The sequence below is a fragment of the Planctellipticum variicoloris genome (genome assembly GCF_030622045.1).
Lineage (GTDB): Bacteria > Planctomycetota > Planctomycetia > Planctomycetales > Planctomycetaceae > Planctellipticum > Planctellipticum variicoloris.
The window spans coordinates 3,530,380-3,543,691 of the sequence record NZ_CP130886.1 but is presented as its reverse complement, the minus strand read 5'-3'; the positions used below and the strand labels follow the sequence as shown (position 1 = coordinate 3,543,691).

Below are 13,312 nucleotides of genomic sequence, written 5' to 3'. Positions count from 1 at the left end.
ATAACGCGGACCAACAAAAAAACCCTCAAGCCTTGCGACCTGAGGGTTTTGCGTGCTGTGACAAATAGACTCTCAGCCCCCGAGGTCGCAGTTGCGCCCGGCAATTCGAATCGCTACGGTGCTGAGAATCACGGACGGATACATCGTTTCATTCCAGTCCTCGGGGCAGAATTTGTCCGAGGTTTCACGAAGTATAGCTGTCAGGGCGTCCGCCGGTCAAATCGAAAAACCCATTGACGCAGGGGAGTTTGCACTTCTTCCGCGGGATGGCGGACGGAAAAAGTCTGCACGTGGGACGTCGATGCCGCTGGAGTTTACGTTGGCCCGCCGACATGATGTGGCCTCGCAATCTGCCAGAACCCCGATCGTGGAAACGGACGCTGCATGAGCGATGGCCCTCCCGCAACGGACGGAAAACTCATTCCCGAACTGCTGCCCCGGTTGCTGGGGATGTGGGACGGCGTGGCAGTCGTCGTGGGGTCGATCATTGGATCGGGGATCTTTCTAAAGGTCGGCAACGTCGACAAGGCGCTGCTGGACTATGGATTTGCCCCGATTCTCAGCGTCTGGGCGCTGGTCGGGCTGGTCACGCTCTGCGGCTCGCTGGCGCTGGCGGAACTGGCGGCGATGTATCCCCATGCGGGGGGGCCGTACCTGTATCTCCGCGAGGCGTATGGTCGGCTGCCGGCGTTTCTGTGGGGCTGGACCGAGTTCTGGGTAGTGCGTACGGGGTCCGTGGGGGCGCTGGCCTGCGCGACGGTGCTGTACATGACTGAGCTGCAGCCGATGAGCCCCCCGTTTCAGTGCCTGCTGGCGGTGACGATTGTGCTCGGCCTGTCGCTGATCAACGTCTGGAGCACGCGGTGGGGGGCCAACGTCCAGAACCTGACCGCGATCATCAAGGTGCTGTTTCTGATGGCACTGATCGCGGTGCCGATGCTGATGGGCCGGTTCGAGTCCGCTAACGTGCAGCCGATCTGGTCGGGGGGGGATACGAGCACGTTTCTCCGGGCGCTAGGGATTGCGATGGTGGCGGTGATGTGGCCCTACGACGGCTGGATCAATCTGGCGCCGATCGCGGAGGAAATTCATCAGCCGCAACGGAATGTTCCCCTGGCGATGGTCGTAGGGATCGGGATTGTGATTCTGGTTTATCTGGGGGCCAATCTCAGCTATCACCTCGTGCTGCCGATGTCGCATCTGGCGACGACCGAGCGGGCGGCAGCCGACGTGTTCACGTCTCTGTTCGGACCGTGGGGGGGACAACTGGCGGCCCTCGGCGTGATGTGCTCCACCTTCGGGGCCACCAATTCCAACATGCTGACCGGGCCGCGGATTTACCTGGCGATTGCGCGGGACGGGCTGGTGCATCATTCCATCTTCAAGGTGCATGGCACCTACAAAACGCCGGCCAACGCGATTCTGCTGCAGGCGCTCTGGACCACGATCCTGATCGTGGGGTTCTTTCTGGCGTACGAGAATCCGAAGAAAGCATTCGACGGGCTCACGGACTCGGTGATTGCGGCGGGGCTGGTCTTCTACAGCCTGACCGTGGCGGCGGTCTACGTGCTCCGCTGGAAGCGCCCGAGCGCGGACCGGCCTTACCGGACCTGGGGGTATCCGCTGACGCCCGCCCTCATGCTGGCCGTCTATGGCCTCACGTTCTACAGCCTGGTCGCCGAACAGGTGGACGCCTACCGGAAGACCGGCGCATTGAAGGAAGTAACTGTGGTGGCGGGACTGATCGTGTGCGGGGTCATCTATTACGCCTTTGCCCGTCGTTCGGCTCGCGCCAGGGCGTCGGCATGACGGCGGCGGCGTCCTTTCCCCTGCTTCATGTCGTCCTTTACCAGCCGGATATCCCGCAGAATACCGGCAATATCGGACGGACTTGCGTCGCGGTCGGCGCCAAGCTGTGGCTGGTTCGGCCGCTGGGATTCCAGCTCGACGAGAAACATCTCCGCCGGGCGGGAATGGACTACTGGCAGCACCTCGACTGGGAAGCGGTTGACCACTGGAGCGAGCTGGAACAGAAGCTGGCGCGGCGGACGTTCTGGTGCATCGAGAATCCCGCCTCCCGCCTGGTGTGGGAGGCGGAGTTCACGCCGGGAGACGTGCTGGTGTTCGGCAGCGAAACGCGCGGTCTGCCGTCGGCGATCATCGAACGATACCGCGGCCGGACGCTGCAATTGCCGATGCGGCCGGAGGTGCGAAGCCTGAATCTGGCGAGTACCGTAAATACGGCAGTTTACGAAGCGGTGCGGCAGTTCGGCGGGCTGGCCTGAGCGAGCGGAGTGCTTACGATGTCGGCGGGATTTTCGGTCCGGGTGACGAAGGACCATCTGGTCTTCAGCGCGGCTCACTTCATCACGTTCAACGGGACGATCTGCGAGCGGCTGCACGGGCACAACTGGCGGGTGGCGGTCGAGGTCGACGGTCCGCTGGACGAGAACCGGTACGTGTTCGACTTTATCGCCCTGCGGGATGCGATCCAGAAGCTGGTGCTGGAGCTGGACCACCACGTGCTGCTGCCGACGGAGCACGCCGCCATCCGGGTGATTGCCGATGAGCGGGAAGTGACGGCGACCTTCGAAGAGCGCCGCTGGGTCTTTCCGCGGGAGGACTGCATTCTGCTGCCGGTGATCAACACGACGGCCGAGGAAATCGCCCACTGGATGGGACTTCAATTGCGAGAGTCGATCCGTCGGCAGCCGGGAAATAAGGTTCACACGGTCCGGGTCGAGGTCGAAGAGAACTTCGGCCAGTGGGCGCGGTGCGAGATGGACGTCTGACCTGGGATTGAGAAGCGGTCTTGCCGGCGGCCGGTGGCGAGATATAACGAATTTGTGAGAAACCGGCGCGCTGCGCGGCGACGAACGTCGAATTCCTGCGTTTCTGTCGGCGAGTCCGTGATCCCGTCAATCCCTGCGCCGGAACTGTCCAATGTCGACTCCGTGGAACCGCTTACTTTCGGGACTGAGTTTCTGCGTGGTTTGCGGCGTCGCCGCCTCAGCATGGGCGCAGGGGACCGGGAACGGGAATCAGAACAATAACAACAATAACGCCAGCGGGATTGTGATCAGCCCCGAGGGGCTTCTCTCGGGAGTTGCGTCGAGTGATGCGGGGGGCGGCCTCGACAAGAAACGTCGGGCGGCGCTGGCGGCGAAGTCGACGGGGGGAGACTGGATGCGGGCCAGCGAGTGCCGCAAGGTATCGCTGAACCGACTGGAGACGGCTTGGGCGGAAGCGCGAACGACTGGGAAAGACATCCCGATCGACATGGTCCAGGTGGCGGGGCTGCAGCGGATCGACTTTCTGTTCGTCCTGCCGGAGAGCCGGGAACTGGTGATCGCCGGTCCGGCCGAAGGTTGTGTGCCGGACGCTGTCGGGCGGATGGTCGGCGTCGAATCGGGTCGGCCGGCACTCCGGCTGGAGGACTTCTACGTCGTATGGCAGGCGCTCGATGGGGCGCGGATGGTCGGGTGTTCGATTGATCCCGATCCCGAGCGGCTGGCGGCGCTGGAGCGATTCCTGGCGCAAAACAGCTCCGGCGCCACCATCGACATTGTGGAGTCGAGGTATCGACGTATGCCCGAGATTCTGGGGCTGCAGAATGTGCGGGTTGATGGCGTACCGGCGGACTCGCACATCGGAGCGGTTCTGGTGGAGGCCGACTGGCGGATGAAACGGATTTCGCTGGGTCTGGAGAATCCGGGCGTCAAGGGGCTGCGGAGCCACCTGGCGATGCTGGGAGGGGGCGGAAACAGTCTGCAGCGCTGGTACTTTGTGCCGTTTTTCGACGAGCTGCTCCGGAGCGATGACGGACTGGCGTACGCGTTCAAGGGCCAGCGGGCGCAGCTCGTTTCGCAGGAGGAGATGACCGACGCGACCGGGCAACGGTCTTCGGCCTCGACGACTCGGATGTCGACTCAAGCGTTCGCCAAGCAGTTCACGCAGCGGTTTCCGGACCTGGCGAATCGATCGCCTGTGTTTGCGGAGTTGCAGAACGTGATCGACTGGACGCTGATCGCGGCTTTGATTCGCCGCGACGGACTGGCGGACAAGGCGGGCTGGGCGATGGAAGTCTTCAGCGATCCGGAACAGTCCTCTTACTCGCGGGGAAATGCTCCGCGCAGCGTGGCCTCGCTGGTCAATGCGAAGCGGGCCGGGAACATGGTGATCGGACTCGTCGGGGGGGGCGTTGTCATTTCTCCTCGGTCGCTGCTGCGGAGCGATGCCTGGAAACCGGAAAGCGGCGAACGTCTGGAGGGACAGCGGGCGGCCGCCGCCGAAGCGAAGCGTTCCGCGGAGCACTCCTGGTGGTGGGACTGAGCGAAGCCGAACGCTTGGAGCGGAAAGCGGAAAGCTGGTCCGGAAAGCAAATCCCGCAAGGGGGCTTGTTTGCCGTTTGGGCCTTCAGCGGTCTACACTGCAGAATCGGGCGACCGTCCCGAGTTCCGATGTCTGGTATCCGCTGAGAGGTGTTGCGCATGGATGGTTCGTCTCCCTTCGTCGTGAACGTCAAGACGGCTTCGTTCCAGGCCGACGTCATCGAGAAGTCGCGTGAGACGCTGGTCGTGATCGATTTCTGGGCGCCCTGGTGCGCTCCGTGCCGTCAGCTTGCGCCGGTCCTCGAGAAGCTGGCCGATGAGTACGCCGGCAAGTTTGTGCTGGCCAAGATCAACACGGACGAAGAGCAGCAGCTCGCCGCGGCGTTTCAGATCCAGAGCATTCCGATGGTCGTGGCCTTTCTGGAAGGCCAGCCTGTCGACCAGTTCATGGGAGTCCTGCCCGAAGCGGAGATCCGCAAGTGGCTGGATGCGCTGATGCCGTCGCCGGCCGAGCTCCTCTTGAAGGACGCGATGGCGCTGGAAGAGTCCGATCCGAAGACGGCGGAGGCCAAGTATCGGGAGGCGCTGGCACTTGCTCCCGAGGAGGCGATGATCAAGATTCGGATCGCCGGACTGGTGCTCCGGCAGGGCCGGATGGACGAGTGCCAGTCGGTTTTGCAGGAGCTTCAGCAGCGGGGCTATCTGGAGCCGGAAGCGGAGCGGATCAAGTCGGAGCTGGATGTCCGTCTGGCGGCGGCGGAAACGGGTGGCGTCGAGGAGGCCCGCAAAGCCGCCGAAGCCAACCCCGCCGACCTGCTGTTGCAGGTCCGGTATGCGGACGCCCTGGCCGCCAGCTCGCAGTTCCGGAAGGCGCTGGAGACCTGCCTGGCGGTCGTCATTGCGGACCGGGATGGCGTCGGACAGGAAGCGAAGTCGACGATGGTCAAGATTTTCGACATGCTCGGTCCGGCGTCGGAATTGACCGGGGAGTTCCGTCGCAAGCTGGCGACGGCGCTGTACTAACTCCCCGGGCATGATGCAACGGGGGGTCTGGCGTCAGAGTCCTCGACGGCCCAGTGCCAGTCTCCTTGGCCGATTCCGGAGCGTCGCGGGCTCCGCTCCGGCCACTCCCTGCCGACGGACTCAGGCCGAGGCAGGAGGCGGTTCTCCTTTCCCGCGCAACGACTTCTGCTAGAATGCCGCCCTCCCTGACGACCGGAGGACCGGTTGTCGCGTATCAACTGGAAGGCCCTCGCGGCCTGTGTGGAAGGATGCTCCCGTGCGCTGGTCGCAGACGCTGATTCCGACGATGAAGGAAATTCCCTCGGATGCGGAAGCCCCGAGCCATCAGCTCATGCTGCGGGCCGGCCTGATCCGACAGCTCATGGCGGGAGCCTACACGTACCTGCCGCTGGGCTTGCGGGCGCTCAAGAAGGCGGAAGCGATCGTCCGGGAAGAAATGGACGCCGCGGGCGGCGTCGAAATCTTCATGCCAGCCCTCCAGCCGATCGACCTGTTCGAACGAACCGGGAGGCGAGAGGCTTTCGGCAATGTGCTGATCAACTTCCACGTCCGCCGGGGCGACAAGACAATTCACCTGGCGCTGGGGCCGACGCACGAAGAAGTCGTGACGGATCTGGTCTCGCGGCACATCAGCAGTTATCGGCAGTTGCCGCTGACGCTGTATCAGATCCAGATCAAGTTCCGGAACGAAGAGCGTCCCCGATTCGGCGTGCTCCGGACCAGCGAGTTTCTGATGAAGGATGCCTACAGCTTCCACACCAGCGTGGAATCGCTCGGCGAGACCTATCAGAAGATGTACAAGGCGTATTGCCGGATCTTCGCCCGTTGCGGGCTGGAGTATCTGCCCGTCGAGGCCGAAAGCGGTCCGATCGGCGGCGACGGGTCGCACGAGTTCATGATCCCGGCGGCGAACGGCGAAGACCAGGTGGTCTTCTGTCGGAAGACGAACTACGCCGCGAACATGGAACGGGCCGAGACTGGCCGTAAGACGCCGCCGCTGACGGCTCCCGCCGGCGCCGGCCCGTTGCAGCAGGTGGCCACGCCGAATGTGGGAAGCATCGAAGCGGTCTGCAAGCTGCTCGGGTGCTCGCCGCAGCAGATGATCAAGACTCTGGTTTATCTGGCGGACGGCAAGCCGGTCGCGGTGCTGTTGCGCGGCGATCACGAGGCCAACGAGAACAAGATCCGTCGGGCGCTGGGCGTCGGCAAGGTCGAGCTCGCCGACACCGGGACCATTTTTCAGGTGACCGGCGCCCCGGTCGGGTTTGCCGGTCCGGTGGGGATCAAGTGCCCGGTGATCGCCGATCACGACGTCCCGCTGATCGTCAACGCGATCGCCGGGGCGAACGCCGAAGACGCCCACGTGACCGGAGTGAATGTTGGACGGGACTATCAGCTCGAAACGACGTACGACCTGCGGAACGCGTGCGCGGGCGATCCGAGTCCACGCGGCGACGGGACGCTGGAAATCGTGCACGGCATCGAGGTCGGGCACGTCTTCAAGCTCGGCACGAAGTACTCCGTGGCGCTCGACGCGGTCTACGACGACGAAAAAGACTCCCGGCAGCCGCTGATCATGGGATGCTATGGGATCGGCGTGAACCGGATTGTCGCCGGGCTTGCCGAGACGAAGCACGATGCCAACGGCCTGATCTGGCCGTTGTCGATCGCTCCGTACTCGGTGATCCTCTGCCCGCTGAGCGTCACCGAGACCGAAGTGGTGGAGCAGACGGAGACGATTTACCGCGAGCTGCAGGCGGCCGGCGAAGACGTGCTGCTTGACGATCGCGATCAGCGTGCCGGCGTGAAATTCAAAGACGCCGATCTGATCGGCATTCCATTGCGGATCGTGATCGGCGGCAAGGGGCTCAAGGAGGGGATGATCGAGGCCAAGTGGCGCGACGCTCCCGACGCAATCAAGATCCCGGTCGCAGAAGCGGTCGCCACGCTGCGGAAGATGCTGGCGGAGCGGCGGGCGGCGGAAGCGGCCCGCGTCCCGGAGTAGGGAGCAGCGGAATGGGTGGCACGCCCAGAGTCCTCGATGGGCGTGCTTTTTGCCAGTTCAAGACCAACGCCCATCGCAATGCCTCTGGGCGTGCCACCCAGGATGGCCTCCGCCGTCGAAGCATCACGCCGCCCGGCGGGCTGCCATTGACTCGCCGAGATCGACGACAGAGTGAATCGAACCGCGAACCGGCTGGGCGGTGAATCGGCCATCCGGGGCGTCGACCTGCATCCGGACCGGGCTGACGGCGCAGAGCATCGTCGAGACGATCCGGGCGTTGATCTCGGCGTAGGGTACGACGGTCAGCTTGAACCGCTGCAGGATCGTCGGCAGGACCATTTTGAGAATCAGCATGGCCAGCGGGCCGCCGATGCACATGCGGGGACCGGCCCCGAACGGCAGGTAGGCGTAGGGGGACGGATTCAGTCCCTGCCAGCGCTCCGGGCGGAACCGGCGCGGCTGCGGGAAGAGTTCCGGCTGATGGTGCGTCATGAGCTGGCTGAAAATGATCGGCGCCCCCTTCGGCAGGGAGAACGGACCGAGCTGGCAGGGCTCGGCGGTTGTCCGCTGCAGATAGGCGGACGCGGGCATCAGCCGCATCGACTCCTTGATGACCGCATCGGTCCAGACCAGCCGTTCCGACTGCTGCGGACTGGGGAATCCGCCGGTCAGCTCCCGCTGCAGCTCCGCATGCAGCCGTTCCATGCATGCCGGATGCTGGGCCAGCAGGAACAGCGTCCAGGTGAAGGTGTTGGCGGTGGTCAGGTGGGCGGCGCCGAACAGGAGGGCCGCCTGGCCGACCAGTTCGTCGTCGGAAATGCTTCCGTGTTCGTCGTGGGCGGCGATGAGCAGCGAGAGGGCGTCGGTCCCGGGCTCGACGGCCGCCTTCCGCAGAGCGATCATGCCGCGAATTTCGGCTTCGAGCGTGTCGGCGAATTCGAGCAGCTCGGCGTAGCGTTCCGCGAACTGCGGATCGGAGACGAAGGCTCCCATGCCGACTTCGTGGTTCAAATGGACCCAGCGATCGATCATCCGGCCGATCCGCCAGGCCAGTTCCGGCTGGTCGAGTCCGAAGAGCATGCTGCTGGTCAGTCGCAGCATGAACTCGGTCATGTCGCGAGAAATGTCGCGCTGCTGTCCGGGCTGCCAGTCGGCGAGCATTCCTTCGGTCAGCCGCTGGATCGCGGGGAGATACCCCTGCATGGCCCGCTTTTGGAAGGCGTCCATCACCAGTCGGCGGTTTCGCTTGTGCTGTTCGCCATTCATGCTGAGCAGGCCGCTGGACAGCCGGCGCTGAGCCGTGTTGCGGCCGCCGCGGATCGTGAAGAACTGAGAGAGAAACTGCGTGTGCTCGGCGAGCAACCGGTGGTTGTACTCGGGGCCGAATGCGAAGTAGACCCGCTGGCCGTCCTGCTGCAGGGCGGAAATCGGACCGTGCTCGGCGAGTTGCCGTCGCATGCAGGCGAGCGGGTCGTCCGAGAAATCGAGCAGCCGGCCGACAGTGACGGGAAGCCGTCCATCCTCGTCGTCGAAGGCCAGATTGAGAGCGGCTGCCATGGTCGATCCATCGACACGGAATTCTGTGAAACAGCGGGCGTCCTGCCCTGTCCCGAAAGTTGTATCAGTCGCCTCAGGGTCTGGCCAGCCAGGAATCGGCCCTCATGGTGGAAACCGATGAAAAATCGAAGTTCCGGAATGGGCACAGCACGACTTGTCCCCGAAAACCCGTCTTGACGCAAACTTCCGATTTTGACAGAACCTCGACACTCCGCTCGGAGTCTCCCTTCGTCCGAATTCCCTGATCGTTGCGAGATCCGCCCCATGCGGTCGCCACTGACATTGCGCCGCGTCTGCGTCCTGTGGGCGAGCTGTTTGTGGCTGACGCCGGCGCTGGCCCAGGGGCGTCTCCCGGTCGCCGAGACGCCGGAAACAAACTGGCAGCCGGCGGGCTATCTGCAGAGTGAAATGCAGAATCATCTGCTGGAAGGGGCCGAGGTTCTCTCGCCGTCCCCCAGGGCCGACGGCAACGAGCAATTCTGGCCCGATGGTTCCCCGGTCGCCCCTGCCGAACTTCCCGAGGTCCCTGAAGAATCCGGTCTTCCGGCCTACCTTCAGTTCCGCCACGACCTGGCGATTACCTGGAATGCGGGCAGCGGGGATACGCTGGGGATCGTCGATTTCGACTACCGGGCGATTCCTTCGGCAAAACCGAAAGGCTCGTTCGCGGTGGGACTGTCGCCGGGGTTCGGCGCACACGTACTGAACGGACCGCAGTCGACCAATCTGCCGGGGACTCTTTACGACGTCTCGATCGACGTGCAGGGGATGTGGGTGTGGAATCCGAAGTGGACGCTGTACTTCGGCGTTTCGCCCAGTCTCTATACCGATTTTCACAACACCAGTTCGGAAGCGTTCCGTCTGCCGGCCCGGGTTCTCGCGTTCTGGAATTACAGCGAGACGCTGCAACTGGCGTTCGGAGCGGTTTACTTTGATCGCCAGGATGTTTCCTGGCTGCCTGCGGCGGGGCTGATCTACACGCCGAACGAACGCGCCAAGCTGGAGCTGCTGTTTCCCAAACCGCGGATCCTGAGGCGCGTGCATGCGTCGGAAGACCGCGAAGGCTGGGTTTATCTGGGCGGAGAGTTCGCGGGCGGCTCGTACGCGATCGAGCGGAGCAGCGGTCTCGACGACATTGCCACGTACAGCGCCCTGCGGCTGCTGGTGGGCTACGAGCGCAAGCGCCTGCGCGGCGGCCCGGTGCAGCGCTTCGAGGCCGGGTACGTTTTCAACCGCACGCTGCGTTACGCCAGCGGCATCGGGGACTACGACCTGGGCGGGACGGCGATGCTGCGGGTGGGGGTCGGGTTCTGACAGCGGAATTAGCGGACGCTACAATTCAGCATCGGTTTCCTTGATGTTGGTTGGACCGCGAAGGTCGTGTCCGGCGATCTCCGCCACGGATTGACTCCCCATGACTGACCCCGTCTGGTCTGTCCGCGCTGGTCGCGCCCTGGCTACGTTTTTTGTCGTGGGGGCAATTGTTGTCGCTGGCAATACGGCTAAGACTGCCTGGCGAGAGGGGGGCGCCCGACAGGTCGAACTCGATCTGGCCGATCTGCGGCTTGAGCGGGCATTGCGGGCGGCAGAAGCAGGGCTTCAGCAGGCCCCGGAGGCACCTCGCCTCCTGCTGCTGGCCGCGGAAGCCGCAGCCAGGCTGCATCGTCGCGAAACGGCGCTGCAGTACTACCGGTCGATTCCGCAGGACCACTCCCTGGCCGGCAGTCTGGCTTTGCTGGGACAGGCGCGCGAACTGGCAGCACTCGGCAGGGCCGCCGCCGCCGAACGCGCCTACCGGAACGTTCTCGACGGAATGTCGAGCGATCACGAGTCGCTGCGTGAATTTGCCGTCCTGTTGCACAGCGAGGGACGGAGTTGGGAGAGTCTGCCCTACGTCCATCGACTGATCCGCCAGCGACGGTTTCTGGCCGACGAACTGTGTATGGCGGGAAACTCCGAGCTTTTCGTTGCAGACCATTCGGAGTGGGTTCAGACATGCCTCGCGAGCGATCCTGAAAATCTGCTGGTCCGGCTCGGGGAAGCACGGGTGTTGATCCTCAAGAACCGCGAGCAGGAGGCGCGCGAGATCCTCGGGCGGATTGTCCGCAGCAACGGTCAAAATGCCGAAGCGCAGGGACGCTGGGGACGCCTGCAGGTGGACCTCGGAGACCAGGCGTGCGACGACTGGTTGCAGTCCGTCGCGCGCGGTTACGACGACCATCCGGAAATCTGGTACGCCCGCGGAGCGATTGCCTTGCGGCGGCAGCAATTGCAGGCCGCCGCACGATGCTTCTGGGAAACGGTTTCGCGACATCCCGGGCATGCGGAGGCGGCCTACCAGTTGTCGCGGACGCTCAGCCTGCTGCGCCACAACGACGTGGCGGCGCTCTTTGCGGAACACTCTCGCCGGCTCAGTAAGGTCAATAATCTTGTGGGCGAGATGCGCACAATTCGCGATCCGCGAATGGCCCGCGAATGTGTCGAGCTGCTGCTGCAACTGGGACGGTCGCTTGAAGCGGCCGGCTGGTGCGAGCTCACGCTGAGGTTCACTCCGGACGAGGCCTGGGCCCGCGAGACGCTGTGGCGGTTGTCGAATGGGCGGCTTGAGGGGCTTCCGCTACCCGCGGCACTCTCCGCCGCAGTTCGGCGGCTCGGCCTCGAAGAGTGGGAGCCTCCACGACCGCACGGAACTTCGCACCGCGTTGCCGCCCCGGATGTAATCGCATGTCCGACGAACGTGCGGTTTGAAGACGTGGCTCCGGAGGTCGGTATCGCGATTCCGTACTACAACGCGGCTGAAGCTGGCAAGGGGCTGCAGCACATCTTTGAAACGACCGGCGGCGGCGTTGCAGCTCTTGACTACGACCTGGACGACGCCCCCGATCTATATCTGGCAAATAGTTGTAATTGGCGTGCCGACGCCGGCGATCCGGCGCATCCCGATCGCCTGTTTCGCAACCGGGGAGGCGAACGCTTCGAGGACGTCACCGTACCGAGCGGCCTCGGTGATCCGCTCTTCACGCAGGGCGTGACGTATGGCGACTTTGATCAGGACGGGATGCCGGATCTCTACATCGGCAATCTAGGACGCAACCGACTGTATCGCAATAACGGCGACGGAACCTTTTCCGACGCGACTGATTCCGCGAATGCCTCGGCAGGAAACGACTGGACCACCAGCGTGGCGCTCGTCGATCTGAACGAAGACAACTGGCCTGATCTGTACGTGGTCAACTATCTGAAATGGGATGAAGTTGCCGCCCGAGATTGCAAGCACGAAGGAGTTCCACGCTCCTGCGCACCGACGATGTTTTCCGGGACGCCGGATCGGCTGTTCCTGAACCGGGGAGACGGAACCTTCAAGGACGTCACAGACCGAGCCGGTCTGCAGGTGGCAGACGGAAAAGGACTCGGACTGGTGGTTGCCGATTTTGACGGCGACGGCCATCTGAGTCTCTTCGTCGGCAACGACACGACCGCAAATTTCTTCTTCGAGCCGGAACCGCTTGGAAAGGACGGTGTGCCGACCTTCCGGGAGATTGGCCAAGCCGTCGGGCTGGCCTTTGACGAGTCCGGCCGGCCGCAGGCGACAATGGGGATCGCCTGTGACGACGCTAATGCCGACGGCCGGCCCGACCTGTTCGCCACGAACTTTTATGCCGATGCAAATTCGATGTACTTTCAGATGGCGCCAAACGTCTTCGAAGACGCCACTCGTCGGGCCTATCTGCGCGATGCCAGTTTCTACATGCTGGGTTTTGGGGCGCAGTTCCTGGATGCCGAGCTCGACGGGCGACCGGACCTGATTGTCACTAACGGCCATGTCGACCGGACGTTCGCGACGGGGGAGCCGGATCTGATGCCGCCTCAGTTCTTTTCCAATCGAGGCACAGGGCGCTTTTGCGAGGCGGATCGCTCGGTGACAGGTCCGTACTTTCAGGAGCAGATGCTGGGACGCGGCCTGGCGGTCCTCGACTGGAACGATGACGGGCGGGAGGACGCCGTAGTGACGCACCTCGACCGCCCGCTGGCGCTGCTGGAGAATCGCTCGGCGGAACCGGGTCATTGGATCAAGGTGCGGCTGGTTGGACGGAGCCGGGACCGCGAGGCGATCGGCGCGACGGTGACCGTCGTCAGCGAAAATGGCACGCGGACCCGCCAATTGACGGCCGGGGACGGCTACCTGGTCGCGAACGAAAGGCACCTGGTGTTCGGCCTGGGGGCAGCGAACCGCGTGCAGGAACTTCGGGTGCGCTGGCGGGATGGAGACGAGGCCGTCCACCGGGACCTGCCGGTCGATCGGACCTGGATTTTCGTCGAAGGACGTAAACCAGTCGACCGGCCTCGTTAGCAGCCGAACCGGTCTGCCCTGAAGCTGAGAATTCCCACCGCAGGC

The 13,312-nt window shown here is 63.9% G+C and carries 9 protein-coding genes; 8 read left to right on the top strand and 1 reads right to left on the bottom strand.

Annotated elements, in window-relative coordinates:
- Positions 1-384: 384 nt before the first annotated feature.
- The 6 genes from SH412_RS13665 (at position 385) to SH412_RS13640 (ending at position 7,359) form a co-directional block, all read left to right on the top strand.
- A complete protein-coding gene (locus SH412_RS13665) occupies positions 385-1,809 on the top strand; it encodes an APC family permease (RefSeq protein ID WP_336524071.1) in 1,425 nt (474 codons plus the stop codon).
- Complete coding sequence (locus SH412_RS13660) at positions 1,806-2,285, top strand: tRNA (cytidine(34)-2'-O)-methyltransferase (RefSeq protein ID WP_336524070.1); 480 nt, start codon at positions 1,806-1,808, stop codon at positions 2,283-2,285. The genes SH412_RS13665 and SH412_RS13660 overlap by 4 nt, the downstream gene beginning before the upstream one ends.
- Before the next feature lie 18 nt (positions 2,286-2,303).
- Positions 2,304-2,792 (top strand): 6-pyruvoyl trahydropterin synthase family protein, encoded by a 489-nt coding sequence (locus SH412_RS13655; RefSeq protein WP_336524069.1) that lies wholly within the window; start codon positions 2,304-2,306, stop codon positions 2,790-2,792.
- 151 nt (positions 2,793-2,943) lie between these two features.
- Positions 2,944-4,332: a DUF1598 domain-containing protein gene (locus tag SH412_RS13650; RefSeq protein WP_336524068.1), complete on the top strand. Its 1,389-nt coding sequence runs from the start codon at positions 2,944-2,946 to the stop codon at positions 4,330-4,332.
- A gap of 158 nt (positions 4,333-4,490) precedes the next feature.
- On the top strand, positions 4,491-5,354 hold the full coding sequence (gene trxA / locus SH412_RS13645) for a thioredoxin (RefSeq protein WP_336524067.1): 864 nt from the start codon (positions 4,491-4,493) through the stop codon (positions 5,352-5,354).
- Positions 5,355-5,610: 256 nt separating this feature from the next.
- Positions 5,611-7,359 (top strand): proline--tRNA ligase, encoded by a 1,749-nt coding sequence (locus SH412_RS13640; RefSeq protein WP_336524066.1) that lies wholly within the window; start codon positions 5,611-5,613, stop codon positions 7,357-7,359.
- Positions 7,360-7,482: 123 nt separating this feature from the next.
- Here SH412_RS13640 and SH412_RS13635 read toward each other — a convergent pair whose 3' ends face one another.
- Positions 7,483-8,916 (bottom strand): cytochrome P450, encoded by a 1,434-nt coding sequence (locus SH412_RS13635; RefSeq protein ID WP_336524065.1) that lies wholly within the window; start codon positions 8,914-8,916, stop codon positions 7,483-7,485.
- Between the two features lie 264 nt (positions 8,917-9,180).
- Between SH412_RS13635 and SH412_RS13630 the strand changes: the two genes are divergently transcribed.
- Positions 9,181-10,230: a DUF6268 family outer membrane beta-barrel protein gene (locus SH412_RS13630; RefSeq protein WP_336524064.1), complete on the top strand. Its 1,050-nt coding sequence runs from the start codon at positions 9,181-9,183 to the stop codon at positions 10,228-10,230.
- Between the two features lie 100 nt (positions 10,231-10,330).
- On the top strand, positions 10,331-13,267 hold the full coding sequence (locus SH412_RS13625; protein WP_336524063.1) for an FG-GAP-like repeat-containing protein: 2,937 nt from the start codon (positions 10,331-10,333) through the stop codon (positions 13,265-13,267).
- The last annotated feature ends 45 nt before the right edge of the window (positions 13,268-13,312 follow it).

Excerpts from the sequence above, each read along its gene's own strand:
- SH412_RS13630 (WP_336524064.1), top strand. The coding sequence starts at position 9,181 with ATGCGGTCGCCACTGACATTGCGCCGCGTCTGCGTCCTGTGGGCGAGC.
- SH412_RS13660 (WP_336524070.1), top strand. The coding sequence starts at position 1,806 with ATGACGGCGGCGGCGTCCTTTCCCCTGCTTCATGTCGTCCTTTACCAG.
- SH412_RS13655 (WP_336524069.1), top strand. The coding sequence starts at position 2,304 with ATGTCGGCGGGATTTTCGGTCCGGGTGACGAAGGACCATCTGGTCTTC.
- SH412_RS13635 (WP_336524065.1), bottom strand. The coding sequence starts at position 8,916 with ATGGCAGCCGCTCTCAATCTGGCCTTCGACGACGAGGATGGACGGCTT.
- SH412_RS13650 (WP_336524068.1), top strand. The coding sequence starts at position 2,944 with ATGTCGACTCCGTGGAACCGCTTACTTTCGGGACTGAGTTTCTGCGTG.
- trxA (WP_336524067.1), top strand. The coding sequence starts at position 4,491 with ATGGATGGTTCGTCTCCCTTCGTCGTGAACGTCAAGACGGCTTCGTTC.
- SH412_RS13665 (WP_336524071.1), top strand. The coding sequence starts at position 385 with ATGAGCGATGGCCCTCCCGCAACGGACGGAAAACTCATTCCCGAACTG.
- SH412_RS13625 (WP_336524063.1), top strand. The coding sequence starts at position 10,331 with ATGACTGACCCCGTCTGGTCTGTCCGCGCTGGTCGCGCCCTGGCTACG.